The sequence below is a fragment of the Pseudomonas sp. GD03858 genome, assembly GCF_029840925.1.
Classification (GTDB): Bacteria; Pseudomonadota; Gammaproteobacteria; order Pseudomonadales; family Pseudomonadaceae; genus Aquipseudomonas.
In genome coordinates this window covers 1-13,992 of record NZ_JAOCDM010000060.1, presented here as the reverse complement: position 1 = coordinate 13,992, position 13,992 = coordinate 1, and the positions used below count along the sequence as shown (strand labels likewise).

The 13,992-nt window shown below is 63.4% G+C and carries 16 protein-coding genes and 1 pseudogene; 8 read left to right on the top strand and 9 right to left on the bottom strand.

Translation table 11 applies throughout. The annotated features are described in order from the left end of the window. Nucleotides 1–16 precede the first annotated feature (16 nt). Both N5D48_RS16110 and N5D48_RS16105 read left to right on the top strand, forming a co-directional pair. Nucleotides 17–199, top strand: a complete 183-nt coding sequence (locus tag N5D48_RS16110; RefSeq protein ID WP_279886009.1) for a DUF2986 domain-containing protein — start codon at nt 17–19, stop codon at nt 197–199. Nucleotides 200–240: 41 nt separating this feature from the next. Further along, on the top strand, nt 241–705 hold the full coding sequence (locus tag N5D48_RS16105) for a VOC family protein (RefSeq protein ID WP_279886007.1): 465 nt from the start codon (nt 241–243) through the stop codon (nt 703–705). A gap of 1 nt (nt 706) precedes the next feature. On the opposite strand, the gene N5D48_RS16100 is transcribed toward N5D48_RS16105, so the two are convergent. The 6 genes from N5D48_RS16100 to N5D48_RS16075 form a co-directional block, all read right to left on the bottom strand. Next, nucleotides 707–1,528 (bottom strand): MipA/OmpV family protein, encoded by an 822-nt coding sequence (locus N5D48_RS16100; protein WP_279886004.1) that lies wholly within the window; start codon nt 1,526–1,528, stop codon nt 707–709. 156 nt (nt 1,529–1,684) lie between these two features. Next, nucleotides 1,685–1,981, bottom strand: a complete 297-nt coding sequence (locus N5D48_RS16095; protein WP_279886002.1) for a DUF3144 domain-containing protein — start codon at nt 1,979–1,981, stop codon at nt 1,685–1,687. Between the two features lie 27 nt (nt 1,982–2,008). Further along, nucleotides 2,009–2,644: a LysE family translocator gene (locus N5D48_RS16090; protein WP_279885999.1), complete on the bottom strand. Its 636-nt coding sequence runs from the start codon at nt 2,642–2,644 to the stop codon at nt 2,009–2,011. 201 nt (nt 2,645–2,845) lie between these two features. Continuing rightward, the gene (locus tag N5D48_RS16085; protein ID WP_279885996.1) at nt 2,846–4,180 is read right to left on the bottom strand and encodes an MFS transporter; all 1,335 of its coding nucleotides are present in this window, start codon (nt 4,178–4,180) and stop codon (nt 2,846–2,848) included. 43 nt (nt 4,181–4,223) lie between these two features. Further along, nucleotides 4,224–5,759, bottom strand: a complete 1,536-nt coding sequence (locus N5D48_RS16080) for an AMP-binding protein (RefSeq protein WP_279885993.1) — start codon at nt 5,757–5,759, stop codon at nt 4,224–4,226. Nucleotide 5,760: 1 nt separating this feature from the next. Further along, on the bottom strand, nt 5,761–6,939 hold the full coding sequence (locus tag N5D48_RS16075; protein WP_279885990.1) for an acetyl-CoA acetyltransferase: 1,179 nt from the start codon (nt 6,937–6,939) through the stop codon (nt 5,761–5,763). A 139-nt stretch (nt 6,940–7,078) separates the two neighbouring features. Here N5D48_RS16075 and N5D48_RS16070 point away from each other — a divergent pair, with 139 nt between their 5' ends. Together N5D48_RS16070 and N5D48_RS16065 are read left to right on the top strand one after the other, a co-directional pair. Beyond that, on the top strand, nt 7,079–7,651 hold the full coding sequence (locus tag N5D48_RS16070; protein WP_279885987.1) for a LuxR C-terminal-related transcriptional regulator: 573 nt from the start codon (nt 7,079–7,081) through the stop codon (nt 7,649–7,651). 96 nt (nt 7,652–7,747) lie between these two features. Then, on the top strand, nt 7,748–8,485 hold the full coding sequence (locus tag N5D48_RS16065) for a hypothetical protein (protein WP_279885985.1): 738 nt from the start codon (nt 7,748–7,750) through the stop codon (nt 8,483–8,485). Between the two features lie 67 nt (nt 8,486–8,552). Here the strand turns inward: N5D48_RS16065 and N5D48_RS16060 are convergent. Together N5D48_RS16060 and N5D48_RS16055 are read right to left on the bottom strand one after the other, a co-directional pair. After that, nucleotides 8,553–9,116 (bottom strand): annotated as a pseudogene (locus N5D48_RS16060) (LysR substrate-binding domain-containing protein); the annotation flags it as partial. Between the two features lie 15 nt (nt 9,117–9,131). Further along, on the bottom strand, nt 9,132–9,467 hold the full coding sequence (locus N5D48_RS16055; protein WP_279885983.1) for a LysR family transcriptional regulator: 336 nt from the start codon (nt 9,465–9,467) through the stop codon (nt 9,132–9,134). A gap of 123 nt (nt 9,468–9,590) precedes the next feature. On the opposite strand from N5D48_RS16055, the gene N5D48_RS16050 reads away from it, so the two are divergent. From N5D48_RS16050 to N5D48_RS16035, 4 genes are all read left to right on the top strand, one after another. Continuing rightward, nucleotides 9,591–10,226 (top strand): glutathione S-transferase family protein, encoded by a 636-nt coding sequence (locus N5D48_RS16050; protein WP_279885982.1) that lies wholly within the window; start codon nt 9,591–9,593, stop codon nt 10,224–10,226. A 22-nt stretch (nt 10,227–10,248) separates the two neighbouring features. Continuing rightward, nucleotides 10,249–11,274, top strand: a complete 1,026-nt coding sequence (locus N5D48_RS16045) for an LLM class oxidoreductase (RefSeq protein ID WP_279885979.1) — start codon at nt 10,249–10,251, stop codon at nt 11,272–11,274. Nucleotides 11,275–11,332: 58 nt separating this feature from the next. Continuing rightward, nucleotides 11,333–11,860 carry an AAA family ATPase gene (locus N5D48_RS16040; RefSeq protein ID WP_279885978.1) on the top strand — a complete coding sequence of 176 codons (528 nt, stop codon included), beginning with the start codon at nt 11,333–11,335 and terminating at the stop codon, nt 11,858–11,860. 309 nt (nt 11,861–12,169) lie between these two features. Then, complete coding sequence (locus N5D48_RS16035; RefSeq protein WP_279885975.1) at nt 12,170–13,396, top strand: MFS transporter; 1,227 nt, start codon at nt 12,170–12,172, stop codon at nt 13,394–13,396. A gap of 53 nt (nt 13,397–13,449) precedes the next feature. On the opposite strand, the gene N5D48_RS16030 is transcribed toward N5D48_RS16035, so the two are convergent. Next, nucleotides 13,450–13,737 carry a DUF3077 domain-containing protein gene (locus N5D48_RS16030; RefSeq protein ID WP_279885971.1) on the bottom strand — a complete coding sequence of 96 codons (288 nt, stop codon included), beginning with the start codon at nt 13,735–13,737 and terminating at the stop codon, nt 13,450–13,452. Nucleotides 13,738–13,992 lie beyond the last annotated feature (255 nt).

Genomic DNA, 13,992 nt, shown 5'->3' with positions numbered 1-13,992 from the left:
AATGAAGCGATAAACCATGAACCGTCGTAAAAAGATCAACCAGCTGTTGAAAGCCCACGCCAAGAAGGCCAGCGCCAAGCTGGCGCCGAAAAACCGCAACACCTACATTTCCAAGGCCGACCGACTGAAGCTGGCGGCCGAGGCCAGCCCGAGCGTCGAGCAGACCACGGCAGACAACGCCGCCCCCGCACAGCCCTGAGCCTGACGATGACAATGCCTGCCGATACAGCGAGCAATGCGATGGACCTGAAATTCAGCCATGTGGATGTGCTGGTCGCCGATCTGCGCGCCGCCTGCAGCTATTACGCGCAGGTGCTGGGCGCCGCTATCTCGAGGACGCTCGTCTGGGAGCGTGGCGGCCTGCACGTACACTACGCGATCGCCCGGGTCGGCCAGGAACGGTTCATGCTGGTGCAGCCACTGGCGGGTAACCTTAAGGACCTGCTCGACACGCACGGCGAGGGGATGATCTACCGCCATTGCTATTGCACGCCGGACATCGAGCAGGCCTACGACCAACTGACCGCCAACGGCATCCAGCCCGAGGACGAGAACGGCAAGCCACTGGCGCGCGAGCACCTGCAGTCGCCTGCCGGTGCCCGCATCATCTGGCTGCCGAAGCGTTTCGGGCATTTCTCGATCGAAATCATCGAGGCGCAGGCACTCGAAGCCTTCATCGAGGACGCGTTCCTCCCGCTGCCCTGAGTCAGAACGCGTACTGCACCCCGACGGTCGAGGTGACCGGCGTATCCTGGCGGATGATCGGGCTGTGCCGGACCTGGTCGGTGTAATGCAGTACATTCACGCTGGCGATCGTCGACCAGTGCGGATCGAACCGGTGCATCCACGACAGCTCGCCCGAGTAGGCATAGATACCCTTGTCCGCCTCGAATCGATCGAAACCCGTGTTGTCACTTTGCTGGCTGGTGACGCCGAAGTAGGTCTGGTTGTACCTGGCCTGCCCCGCATGCGCGTTGACGCCCAGGGTGACGGTGTCGGCGTCGCTGTGGTGAAGCGTGCCCAGCAGGCCGAACTGATAGCGATCGCCGCGCTTGTAGCCACCGGTACGCAGCTCGGCGTCGGCGGTGATCGCCAGCCAGGGCAGGATCTGCTGGGCCAGGTTGATCTCGACGACCGTCGCACCGCCCACCTCGCCCATGCCCTTCAAACGGTCCGAGCCATCGCGGTACTGGCTGTCACCGTCGGCACGGCCGAAGTCGTAGCCGAGCGAGACGCTGGCGCTCAAGCCATTGTCGAACTGGTGCTGGAGGCCTATGCCCTGGAGGCTATCGGCGAAAAAGATCCCGCGCTGGATGGACACCGATGGCAGCAGGTGGCCCCGGCTGCCCTTCGCGCCCATGTAGCGGGGCGCGGTGTGCAGGGCGAAGCCGGCAGTGACCTGGGTCTCCTCGCCCCAGAGGCTGTCCAGCGCGGTCTTTTCCTCTGCGCTGGCCTGGCTGCAGGCAAGCGCCGCGTTAAGGGCAAGCGACGTGCCCAGTATCTTCCTGATGGACGTTGATTCGAACATGCTCATGACTCGCTGGATAAGGTTTGAACACCATGGAAAACGCACCGGGATTGCCCGGCGCATTTCAACGGGGCGCACTCTAGCGAGGGTCTGTCAACGTTCCTTCCAGCGATTGTCAAGCTCGTGTGAAGATGGCTGATTTTTTCTGGGCAGGCCTCAGCTGTCCTGGCCCAGCACATAGCGGTCGAAGTGCTGGATATGCTCGTCGAGGTTGTCCTCGAGCATCATCCGGTACTGCTCGCAGAAGTACTTCAGCAACTCCTCGCGCGCCGCGGCCATCTCCTGCGCCGACTTGAAACTGCGCGCCGTCATCCAGGCATTGAAGCGACTGGCGGCGAAGGTCATCGAAGCGCTGACCTTGCCCAGGTCCTCGAGCTTTTCGATCTGCTGGTTGGCCAGCTCGATATGCGCGTCGGCGCGGTCGTAGAAAGTCTGGTCGGTGGCTTGTGCCATGCGGTACACCTATTGGGGATGCTTGGCTCAGGCCGTCTTGGCCTGAACGGTGAACAGGCTGGCCCCCAGCGTCATGAACGACACGCCGAACAGGCGGTTCATCAGGCGCGCGCGGCTTGGCGCGGCCAGCTGGCGTTTCAAGGCCTGGGCCAGGGAGACATAGAAGGCATGGGAGAGCATCGAGCACAGGGCGAACGTGACCACCAACAGGCCGAGCTGGCCGTCGGCGCCATGGCCGGTGCGCACGAATTGCGGCAGGAAGGCGGCGAAGAACAGGATGGCCTTCGGATTGGTCAGCGCCACCGTCACGCCATTGAGCAGCAGCCGGCGATTGCTGGCGATGGACCTGGCCGGCTGCTCCAGCTGGTCGAAGGCACTGCTGCGGCTCTTCCACTGCTTGATGCCCAGGTAGATCAGGTAGCTCGCGCCCAGTATCTTGAGCAGCAGGAAGGCCGTGGCCGAGGTCTGCAGCAGCACCCCGAGGCCGGCACTGGTGGCGGTGGACACCACCAGCAGGCCGAAGGCGTTGCCGAGCGAGCCGAGCATCGCCCGCCGCGGGCCATGGGACAACGAGTTGGACAGGGCCATGATGACCCCGGGGCCTGGCGACAGCGTCACCAGCATCGAGACGACGACAAAACCGAACCAATCGTGAAGCGACATCCTTGTACATCCCCGGACCGATAAAGTGAGGCGGCGACTGTAACAGAATGCTGCCCCGCTCCGGAAATGAGCTTCGAAATCTCAGCCTGTGGGAGCGGGTTCGCCCGCGAACACCGGCAAAGCCGGTGCCAGGCACCGCGACGCCTGTTTCGCGGCGGTTCGGCGCCCCGCTAAACCCGCTCCCACAGAGGTCTTCTGCCCTCAGACCGAACGCAGGTTCAATGGGTTCGATTCAACCGGCTGCCGCGCATCGTGGCCGCAGGCCACGAAATCCTCCTTGCGCAGCACCACCAGCGCCACCAGCGACGCCACGCCGGTGCCCACGTAGAAGTACCACGGCGCGGTGATATCCCCGGTGACCTTGATCAGCCAGGTGGAGATCAACGGCGCGCTGCCGCCGAACACCGCCACCGGGATGTTGTAGGCCATGGCGATGCCGGTGGAGCGGATGCGGGTCGGCAGCAGCTCGCTCATCAGCGCGTAGGTCGAGGACGCGTACAGGCCGAACAGGATCGCCACCGCCATCAGCGGCCAGAACAGCGTGGTCGGCGTGGCGCCCGGCGCACTCTTGAAGAACCAGTACATGGCCAAGGTCGCCAGGGTGCCGATCACCATCAGGAACGGCTTGCGCCCATAGCGGTCGGTGAAGGCGCCGCCGAAGGGCATCACCAGCGCCGCCGACAGGCTGGCGACGAACACATAGAGCAAGGTGGTGCCGCTGTCGAACTTGAGGGTGTTGGACATGTAGGTCGAGGCGAAGGTCAGCACCAGGTAGAAGATCGAGCTGTGCAAAGTGATGATGAAGAACACCAGGGCAATCGAGCGTTTCCACTGCCACACCTCGCGCAACGGTGCCTTGGAGGTCTGCCCGGCCTCGACCAGGGCGAGGAACTCGGGGCTGTCCTCGAGCTTGAGGCGGATGTACAGCGAGATGAAGCCCAGCGGCCCGGCGATCAGGAACGGAATGCGCCAGCCCCAGTCCTGCATCAGCTCCGCGCCCAGGGCCCAGGTCATGCCATTGGCCACGGCGCCGCCCAACAGCAGGCCAAGCACTGCGGTGACCATCAGCCAGCAGGTGGCGAAGCCCCGCCGCCCGGGGCCTGCGTATTCGGAAATGAAACTGGTGATGGTGCCGATCTCGCCGCCGGCGGAGAAACCCTGCACGCAGCGGATCAGCACCAGGATGATCGGCGCGGCGATGCCGATGCTGGCATAGGTCGGCAACAGGCCGAGCAGGAAGGTAGAGCCGGCCATCATCACCAGCACCGTGATCAGCGTGCGCCGACGGCCGATCTTGTCGGCCAACGGGCCGAAGAACAGCCCGCCCAGCGGGCGGATGAAGAAGCTCAGGGCAAAGGCCGCGAAACTCGCCAGCAGGCTGCTGGTGGGGTCGTCGGAAACGAAAAAGGCCTTGCCGATGTACAAGGCCAGGAAGCCGTAGACGCCATAGTCGTACCACTCGATCAGGTGACCGGTGGTGGCGCCGATGAAAGCCCGGCGCCGCTGGCGCTGGGTGTTGCCGGGTGACATGCCCATAAGGGAACTCCTGTCGTGATGCTGTCCATGAATGGTCGTTGCTTCAGGGGATGCTCGAAGGCCCCGAGGGATCCTGCAGCCACTGGCGCAAGCGGGTCTTGAGAATCTTGCCATAGCTGTTTTTCGGCAGCTCGGCGCAAAACTGATATTTCTTCGGTTTCTTGAACGAGGCCATGCGCGCCAGGAACCACTGGTTGAGCGCCTGGGCATCGACACGACCACTCGCGCGCGGCACCACGAAGGCCACCACCGACTCGCCCCACTCGGCATCGGCCTCGCCCACCACGCACACTTCGAACACCTCGGGGTGCTGCATCAGCACTTCCTCGACTTCGCGCGGGTAGATGTTGCTGCCGCCGGAGATGATCACATCCTTGCAGCGATCGGTCAGGGTCAGGTAGCCGCGCGCATCGAAGTAGCCGATGTCGCCGGTGCGCAGCCAGCCATCCACCAGGGTCGCCTGGGTAGCGGTCGGATTGTCCCAGTAGCCCAGCATCACCGGTGCGCCGCGCACCGCGATCTCGCCGGGCTCGCCAGGCGCGAGCGGCTGGCCGGCAGCGTCCACCACCCGCACCTCGACACACGCCTGGGCGCGTCCTACCGAGGCGGCCATCGCCGACCAGTCGGCGTGGTCACGGTCGGCGATGGTTTCACGCGCCAGCGCGCTGATGGTCATCGGGCATTCGCCCTGGCCGTAGATCTGCACCAGGCGCGGGCCGAAGGTGTCCAGGGCGTCGGCCAGGTCCGCGAGGTACATCGGCCCACCGCCGTAGACGATGGTCTTGATGCCTTCCCCGGCATAGCCCTGCTGCCGGGCCTGCTCGACCATGCGTTTGACCATGGTCGGCGCGGCGAACAGGCTGACCCGCTCCAACCCCTGGGCCAGCTCGAACAGCTCGGCTGCCTGGAAGCCGCGCGATGCCGGCACCACATGACGGGCGCCACAGCGCACGTGGATGAAGTTGTACAGGCCGGCACCGTGGGACATCGGCGCGGCATAGACCACGGCGTCGCCCGCCGACACCGGATCCACATCCAGCGGATAGCACAAGGACATGGCGACCAGGTTGCCATGGGACAGCATCACGCCCTTGGAGCGCCCGGTGGTGCCGGAGGTGTAGAACAGCCAGGCCAGGTCGCTGTCCTGGCGCGGATGCGGCGCCTGCAGATCGACGCCCGCGACGGCCACGGCCTGGCCGGGCGCGGCCAGCTCGCGACAGCCAGCGGGCAACGCCAAGCCATCGAATAATCTGCCCTCGTCGGTGTAGATCAGCCGCGCCCCGGCGTTGCCGGCGATCCAGGCCGCTTCCAGGGCGTGCAACTTGTTGTTGATCGGCACCGCCACCGCCCCGCTCCACCAGATGGCGTAGAGCAGTTCGAGGTAGGCGCAGCTGTTCTTCATCAGCAGCGCCACCCGCTCGCCCGGAGCGATGCCGTATTCGTCGCGCAGTTGCAGCGCGCGAGCCCGGGCCTGCTCGGCGAGTTGCTGATAATCGGCGACCTGGCGCAGGCCGTCGAACAGCGCGGCGCGCTGCGGCCAGCGCTGGGCCGCGTCGAGCAGCCAGTGCGCGATGTTCATCTCAGACCCTGACCGCTTGCAGCACGCTGGCGTAGTTGGCCGCGGCCATGCCGCCCATGTTGAACAGCAGGCCGAACTCGGCACCGGGCACCCCCAGGCCGATGGGATTGCCGGTAAGCTGGGCAAAGCCCAGGGCGTGCATCGACACACCGGTGGCGCCCACCGGATGGCCCTTGGCCTTGAGCCCACCAGACAGGTTCACCGGCAGTCGCCCGCCCTGGCGCACGATGCCGTCGTCCAACGCCCGATGCCCCTCGCCGCGCGGCGCCAGGCCCATGGCCTCGTAGATCAGCAGCTCGGCGATGGTGAAACAGTCGTGGACCTCGGCGAAGCTCAGGTCGTTCAGGGTCACCCCCGCCTCGCGCAGTGCGCCATGGATGGCCCGCTGCGGCCCCTCGAAAGCCAGAACGTCACGGCGCGACAGCGGCAGGAAGTCATTCACCTGGGTCATCGCACGGATCGCCACCTGGCGCCGCATCGAACGGGCCCGCTTGGGCGAAGCCAGGACGATCGCCGCCGCGCCGTCGCTGATCAGCGAGCAATCGGTCAGGCGTAGCGGCGCGGCGATCAGCGGATTGCCCTGGGATACCGTGTTGCAGTGCTCGAAGTCCATCACCCGGTGCATCTGCGCCAGCGGGTTGGCCATGGCGTTGGCGTGGTTCTTCACCGCGATCGCGGCCATCGAGGCCAGTGGACTGTGGTAGCGCTCGGTGTACTGCTGCGCCACCTGGCCGAATAACTGGGCGAAGCTCAACCCCGCTTCCTCGATGGCATTCTGGTAACCGGCGCCGGCCAGCGCGCGGGTAACCTCGACGGTGCTGTTGCCGGTCATCTTCTCCGCGCCCACCACCAGCACCAGTTCGGCGGCGCCGCTGCGGATCGCGTGGATGCCCGCCTGGATCGCCGCCGAACCCGAAGCACAGGCGTTCTCGCAGCGGGTAGCCGGTTTGAAGCGCAATTGCGGGTCGGCCTGCAGCATCAGCGAGGCCGGAAAGCCATCGGCCACCAGGCCCGAGTTGAAGTGACCGAGGAACAGCGCGTCGATCTCGGCGGCGTCGATCTCGGCGTCCTTGAGCGCGTCGCGGGTGACCTGCACGATCAGGTCCTCGAGGTTCTGGCCATCCAGGCGACCGAAAGGACTGTGCGCAGCGGCGACGATGGATACGGAATCGTGAAACATGGTGATTTTCTTCTGTCCTTGAAGCGGGTATTTCATACAATGGGCCAGCGCCCGAATCCCACGCTAGTTGGGGCAACTACGTACGCCTGTACGTAGTGAGTAATACGGGCATGGCCCCTAAACCGAGGCAGGATGCCTGATGACCGCCGATACACCGCCCCTCCACGACCTCGAGCGCTTGGCGTTCCAGGTATCCCCTGCCCCCCAGATGATCACCGCCCATCGTCGCATGCTCGATTGCAACCAGGCGTTCGTACGGTTGTTCGGCTACGAGCGGGAAGAGTTGCGAGGCAACCTGACACTGCTGCTTTATCCCTCCCATGCGGACTACCAGAGCATCGGCGAACGTAGCGAGCACTGGCTGCGCACCGGGCTTGGGGCTTTCTATACCGATGAACGCTTCATGCAGCATCGCAATGGCGAAGTGTTCTGGGCACGGGCCCACGGGTTTACCCTGACGCTCGATGACCCGTTCAAGCTGATGGTGTGGCATTTCGAGCGGCTGGACCGGCAGCCAGCGCCCGCGGTGCAGTTGACGGCGCGGGAGCGGGAGATTTCGCTGCATATCGTGAACGGGTTGACGTGCAAGGAAGTGGCGCGCCAGCTGGGGATCTCGCATCGCACGGTGGAGGTGCATCGGGCGCGGTTGATGAAGAAGTTGCAGGCGAAGAACAGTGCCGAACTCGTCTCCAAGATCATCTTCATCAGTTGAAAACCCAACCTGGCTCAGGCAAAGAATGCTCAATCTCCACGGCTCACCAACTGCGCATGTTGGTGATCACGCGCTCACCCTTATAGAACCATGCCAATGAAATATATCCTGTTCTTCATCATTACGTTTTCCACCTTATGGCAGTTGATGTTCAGCTACGAGTCGTGGTGGCATTTCGCACTGCTTTCACTGCTGTCTGTTTCCTGGGTGGTCGCTGCCATCTATATCTATGACCTGACATGGGCATTGACCGGACGCAGCTCTGCATACTATCGAGCGTTCTACAGCGAGCTGAAGAAAGACTTTTTCATCGCACTGGTGTCTGGCCTGGTGCTGGTATTCGTCATCAACATGTCCTCCGCCAGCTATAGCCTTTCAAGCATCGACATCGCCTTCGCCGGCTTTCCATTTCTGCTGATGAGCATCATCGACACCTGCATTTTGACGAAGAGCAAAATCGTCGGCGAACGCTTGCCAAGGTCAATCACCCGCCTGCTCATGACCTTTCAATGCCTTACAGCGCTGATCTACATCTATTTCCTGATCAAGATAAACTCCACGGCCTACGCGCCGGCAGAGTCGCTCTGGCTGCAAATCACCCTGCTGCTCACGGCGTTTTGTCTGAGTATCTTCTCGCACCAGCTGGTGTTCATCCTCAAGAAACAGCGCATGGAATTATCGCCAGCGCTCGTCGAGCTTTTCGACAGCATGAAAATGAGCCAGGGCATCTACAAGCAAGCGGGCATCGCCGTCGAGCAATGGAACAGCATCGTGTTCAAGAAAAAAGCGCAGCAGCGCGACATGAGGTCACGGCGAAACAAGAAGAAGCGTTGAACACGGCACCAGCAGGCACTCGGGCCACGGCACCTTCCCCGCGTCATCTCCCGCAGCTAGCTCGGCGCTATCGTTCGCACCCTGCCGATGGCGACGGCTCGGACTCAAGCTGCGCTTGAATCCAGTCGATGAATGCACGCACCTGCGGTCGACCCAGGCTCTCCTTGCGGGCCACCAGGTAATAGGCAAAGCGCGAAGGCCAGGCCCGGTCCACCGCTACCACCAGCCTGCCGCTGCGCAAGTCATCTGCGGCGTGCTGTGCCTGCACGAGCGCGATGCCTTGGCCACTGACGGCCGCGCGTAACAAAAGCAGATCTTCGTCAAAGCTCGGTCCTCGGCGGCTACGGCGATCGGGTTCGGCCCCGTGAGCCTGCAACCACAGCGTCCAGTCGGCACGGTCGGCGTCCTGCAGCAGTGGGTAGCGCAGGCAATCGCACGGTTCATCCAGTGGCGGCCCACCGGCAAGCAGGTCGGGGCTGGCTACCGCAAGCAGCACAGGAGCCAGTAACGGTATCGACTCCAGCCCTGGGTACTCGCCCAGGCCATGGCGCAGGGCAATATCGACAGGTTCACGATGCAGATCGACAAGCTCGGCCGTGGACTGCACATGCACGTCGATCTCTGGGTGCCGCGCATTGAAGTCAACCTAGCGTGGCACCAGCCAGCTGGACGCGAACGAGGGCTGAGTGCTGATCGTGAGGGTGTTGACGCGCGTCAGGGCTTGCAGATCGAGCAGAGCGCTTTCGATCTGGCCAAAACCGCGTGACAACCCCGGATAGAGACTCGCCCCCGCCTCGGTAAGCTGCACGCCGTAGCGACTGCGCGTCAGCAGGCGGACCCCGAGGCGGTCTTCCAGCAAACGGATCTGTTGACTGATGGCACCTGGGGTGACGCCCATGGACTCGGCGGCGGCCTTCAAGCTACCCAGTCGAGTGGTTTCGGAAAAAGCACGCAACGCGAGCAACGGCAAGACTGCACCCATGAAATTTAAACCTTAGAAAAACTAATCTGAATGAATGAAATGATCGTTCGTAAACCTTATGGATGATGCCTAGCATAGCGTGACTGCAAACATATTCAGATTAGTTTTATTGAGGCCAATAACATGCCGGATCCCGCGCTTGTGCTTTATACCGACAGCTCCCCCAATGGTTTCAAGATCACCATTGCCCTTGAGGAATTGGGACTGCCTTATCGCCTGATCCACGTGAATATCGACTTGGCCGAGCATCGCCACGAGGATTTCCTCGCACTCAACCCGGCAGGTCGCATCCCGGTATTGGTAGACCGCAAGGCTGGAGTCGTGCTGTTCGAATCAGCAGCGATCCTGTTGTACCTGGCACAATTGAGCGATCAATTGCTCGAGCAGGCAGCGCAACCACGTTGGGCAGCCATCACCTGGCTGATGTACCACAGCGCCAGCATGGGCCCTTTGCTGGGGCAGCGCGTTCACTTCGAGTGCTTCGCGCCCGCGCCCAACCCTACGGCGCAGCAGCGCTATCGCGCCCTCACCGAGGAGGCTTTCGCACTTCTCGATCAGCAACTCGCCACCCGTGCGTGGCTGGCCGGCGACGCCTATTCGATTGCGGATATCGCCAGTTTCGCCTGGCTGCACGTCGCCAAGGTCATTGGCTTCGACTTCAGCCCCCACCGCCATCTGAGTCGCTGGTTCCGACAAGTCGAGCAGCGTCCCCCCGTGCAACGCGGTATTCGTCTCCCAGCGCCAGCGACCGGCCCCTGACTCCCTCGAACAAGGAATGTCCATGACCTCTATCAGCAGCAAAGGCGCCAGCGCCGATGCCTTCGCCCTACATCCCGGGTACCGTCGCATGTTCGCCGACGGTCAGTTGACCCTAGGCATCTTCTTGCCGCTTCGTTTCTATGACGCAGACATGAGCGTGCTTCACGGCCAGGCGCAACTGGTCAGCGAAATCGACCGTTTGGGCTTTGCCGCCGTGTGGGTACGCGATGTGCCCTTGTACGACCCTGCATTCGGTGACGCCGGGCAGGTGTTCGACCCGTTCACCTACCTGGCCTACCTGGCAGCCCATACCCGCAGGATCACCCTGGCAACCGGCAGCGCGATTTTCACCCTGCGCCACCCCATCCACCTGGCGAAAGCCGCTACCAGCCTGGATTGCCTTTCAGGTGGGCGCCTGGTGCTGGGCATCGCCTCGGGCGACCGACCGATTGAGTTTCCGGCCTATGGCCTGGCCCATGACGAGCGAGGGGAGCGTTTTGCGCAGAGCGTGGATTACTTCCGCCGACTGCTGGCCGGCCATGCTGCGCCGATCCATTCGCCACTGGGGCAGCTCGATGGCGCCCAACTGCTCCCTGCCCCCGTCACTGGTCGGATCCCGCTGCTGGTGACCGGCTCATCACGCCAGTCGTTGCAATGGCTTGGCGAGCAGGCCGACGGTTGGATCACTTACCCCGAAGCCACTCACAATAGTCTTGGCCCTCGGCGCCTGGCCGAAAAGATCAGTGCCTGGCGAGCGCTCATTCCCGACGCAGGTTTGCGCCCACATGTCACCAATGAATGGATCGACCTGGATGAGAATCCGACCTTCCCGCGCACGCCGCAACAAGGTGGTTACGTGTTGCGTACAGGTCGTAACGGCCTGATCGACCTGCTGCATGAGTGGCGCGACGCCGGGGTCAATCATGCGGCGCTGGGCATGCAAATGGCGCGGCGCCCGTCCAGGGAAATCATTCAGGAGCTGGCCGAAGAGGTCCTGCCACTGTTTCCAGCGCTGCCTGGGCCAGCGCCTCATGCACAAATCTGGTAGCCATTGCCGTACAATCGCGCCGCGACAAACCCAGCCTGCGTCGCCGGAGGATGTTTCATTGCAACGAGTGATGATCGTTGGCCAGCCTGGTGCCGGGAAGAGCACCCTGGCACGCAAGCTTGGTGAATGCACGGGCCTGCCGGTCATTCACATCGACACGATTCATTGGCAGCCGGGATGGATCGAGAGAAGCCGCGACGAAAAGACCCGCCTTTGCCACGAGGTCGAGGCCAGTGATCGCTGGATATTCGAAGGCGGCCATTCGGCCACCTGGAGCAACCGGATTGCCCGCGCGGACCTGCTGATATGGATTGACCGGGCGGCGCCGCTTCGATTTTGGCGCGTGTTCATCAGAGCGCTGTGGTACCGCCGCCGATCCCGGCCCGACTTGCCAAATGATTGCCCGGAATTGCTGGCCAACCTGCCTGAGTTCTTTGGATTCATGTGGCGGACGAACAAGTCAGCCCGAGCAAAGCTCGAGCAGCTCGTGGCCACGGCGCCAGCGGGTTGCCGCGTGGTCTGCCTGCGATCCAACCGAGAGACCTGCGCTTTGCTGGCGACCATCGAACCCTCGCCAGGCGATTAGTCGTTCAGCCTGCACCTGGGCAACGGCAGGCGCTTGCCGTGAAGGAACAGCAGCATGTTTTTATCCTGCCCAGGGACGGCACATGGCGCTGGCCAGCAAGATTACCCCCTACAGCCCTGAGTGACCTGAGCGGCTCCGGGCAGACAAATCGATAGCTGATGCTCTACTTCGGGCGTCTCATCGATAACGCTGATGATTACTATCGAGCCAGCCGCCTGTCGAGTCGGCAAAAGCGGCCTCTATAATCGCGGCCAATTTCCCCTCCCCCACGCCTGCTCCAGGCGTCATTCCTCTTTGGAACCCACACCCATGCCCAGTGCCAACCCAACCCACCACAGCCCCCCCGAACATAGCCAGCAAAGCGTCCGACAGCAGTGGCTGGCGATTCTCTCGGTCGCCGTGGGCGCCTTCGCCCTGGTGACCAGCGAGTTCCTACCGGTGGGCGTGCTCAACGATGTGGCCAGCGACCTGGGCATCAGCGCCGGCCAAGCCGGCCTGATGGTGACCCTGCCCGGGATCATGGCCGCCCTCGCCGCGCCCTTGCTGTCGGTGGGCATCGGCGCCATGGACCGACGCTACCTGCTGATCGCCCTGACGCTGATCATGATCGTCGCCAACTCGGTGGTGGCCTACGCCAGCGACTTCAGCCTGCTGCTGCTCGGCCGGGTGTTGCTGGGCATCAGCATCGGCGGCTTCTGGGCGACGGCGATCGCCCTGAGCGGCCGCCTGGCGCCCAGGGGCGTGAGCGTCGCCCAGGCCACCTCGATCATCATGGTCGGCGTGACGTTGGCCACCGTGCTCGGCGTGCCCGTGGGCACCTGGCTCAGTGGCCTGATGGGCTGGCGCATGACCTTCCTGGTCACCGCGCTGCTGGGCCTACCGGTGTTGCTGGCACAGGTCCTGCTGCTGCCGCGCCTCACCCCGGAGAAGGCCATTCGCGTCAGCGACCTGCCGGCGCTGTTCATCAACCCACAAGCGCGGGTTGGCCTGATCGCCGTGCTGCTGATTGGCCTGGCGCACTTCGCCGCGTACACCTATGTCGCGCCGTTCTTCAAACACAGCGCCGGCTTCGATGGACCGACCATTGGTTCGCTGCTGCTGCTCTATGGCGTGGCCGGGGTGCTGGGCAACGTCTTCGCCGGTTTCGCCGCCAACCAGAGCGTGCGCCACACCCTGCTGCTGGTGGCGCTGCTGATCGGCATCGGCACCGCCCTGTTCCCGCTGTTCGCCACCAGCCTGACCGGCGCCGCGATGCTGATCGCGCTGTGGGGTTTCGCCTTCGGCGCGTTCCCGGCCTGCGCGAGCATCTGGATGTTCGTCGTGGCGCCCGAGGATGTCGAACGCGGCATGCCGCTGTTCGTCGCCATGTTCCAGGTGATCATTGCCCTGGGCTCGTTCTTCGGCGGGCGGATCGTCGACCAGATGGGCAGCGCGGTGCTGTTCAGCCTGGCCACGGCCCTGGTGGGCTGCGGCTTCGTCACGGTGCTGGTGCTGGGGCGTAGCGTCAGCAATCGCCTGGCGGCGCAACCTTCCTGAGCGATCGAGCTCATCGACCGGGCGGCCCGTCCCGCGGCGCCCGGTCGCCCTTTTCAGACCTGCTTCAACATGCCCATGTGCGCATCATCCATCAATGCCTTGGCCATCTCGCTGAGGTAGTGCGACGCCCAGACCAGTACCGGTTCGTTGTCCATCACGCCGATAAACGAGGCACGGCGGGCGCTGTCGAGCAGCACCGAGGCTTGTTCCAGGGCGTGGTTGGCGCAGTTGCCGGACTCCACGCGGAACAATTGCTTGCCGGGGACGGCGCCATCCAGGCAGGTGGAGGTGCCGACGGTCCAGCCGAGCTGGCCGTGGTCTGCGGGAGTTTCATTGTCCATTGCCAAATTCCTCTTATGTCTTCGAAGTCATCCATTCAGCGATTGAATCAAGTGAGGTCCTGTGGGAGCGGGCTGACCACTCATGACGTGCCAGGTGAGCTAGGCCGCTGTGTCTTCGAGGAAGTGAGGAAACTCGGGAAGGAAACGGTGGATCGGGGACGATCTTGAGCATGGTGAATCCTCTTTTGCATTGGATTAAGCCACCACGCCACCCTTGCATTGAGTAGGGTGGCAGCTACGTACGGGTCTGCAAGA

What these genes read in the sequence shown, in the direction of transcription:
- N5D48_RS16110 (WP_279886009.1), top strand. Translation starts at nt 17, where the DNA reads ATGAACCGTCGTAAAAAGATCAACCAGCTGTTGAAAGCCCACGCCAAG.
- N5D48_RS16105 (WP_279886007.1), top strand. Translation starts at nt 241, where the DNA reads ATGGACCTGAAATTCAGCCATGTGGATGTGCTGGTCGCCGATCTGCGC.
- N5D48_RS16100 (WP_279886004.1), bottom strand. Translation starts at nt 1,528, where the DNA reads ATGTTCGAATCAACGTCCATCAGGAAGATACTGGGCACGTCGCTTGCC.
- N5D48_RS16095 (WP_279886002.1), bottom strand. Translation starts at nt 1,981, where the DNA reads ATGGCACAAGCCACCGACCAGACTTTCTACGACCGCGCCGACGCGCAT.
- N5D48_RS16090 (WP_279885999.1), bottom strand. Translation starts at nt 2,644, where the DNA reads ATGTCGCTTCACGATTGGTTCGGTTTTGTCGTCGTCTCGATGCTGGTG.
- N5D48_RS16085 (WP_279885996.1), bottom strand. Translation starts at nt 4,180, where the DNA reads ATGGGCATGTCACCCGGCAACACCCAGCGCCAGCGGCGCCGGGCTTTC.
- N5D48_RS16080 (WP_279885993.1), bottom strand. Translation starts at nt 5,759, where the DNA reads ATGAACATCGCGCACTGGCTGCTCGACGCGGCCCAGCGCTGGCCGCAG.
- N5D48_RS16075 (WP_279885990.1), bottom strand. Translation starts at nt 6,939, where the DNA reads ATGTTTCACGATTCCGTATCCATCGTCGCCGCTGCGCACAGTCCTTTC.
- N5D48_RS16070 (WP_279885987.1), top strand. Translation starts at nt 7,079, where the DNA reads ATGACCGCCGATACACCGCCCCTCCACGACCTCGAGCGCTTGGCGTTC.
- N5D48_RS16065 (WP_279885985.1), top strand. Translation starts at nt 7,748, where the DNA reads ATGAAATATATCCTGTTCTTCATCATTACGTTTTCCACCTTATGGCAG.
- N5D48_RS16055 (WP_279885983.1), bottom strand. Translation starts at nt 9,467, where the DNA reads ATGGGTGCAGTCTTGCCGTTGCTCGCGTTGCGTGCTTTTTCCGAAACC.
- N5D48_RS16050 (WP_279885982.1), top strand. Translation starts at nt 9,591, where the DNA reads ATGCCGGATCCCGCGCTTGTGCTTTATACCGACAGCTCCCCCAATGGT.
- N5D48_RS16045 (WP_279885979.1), top strand. Translation starts at nt 10,249, where the DNA reads ATGACCTCTATCAGCAGCAAAGGCGCCAGCGCCGATGCCTTCGCCCTA.
- N5D48_RS16035 (WP_279885975.1), top strand. Translation starts at nt 12,170, where the DNA reads ATGCCCAGTGCCAACCCAACCCACCACAGCCCCCCCGAACATAGCCAG.
- N5D48_RS16030 (WP_279885971.1), bottom strand. Translation starts at nt 13,737, where the DNA reads ATGGACAATGAAACTCCCGCAGACCACGGCCAGCTCGGCTGGACCGTC.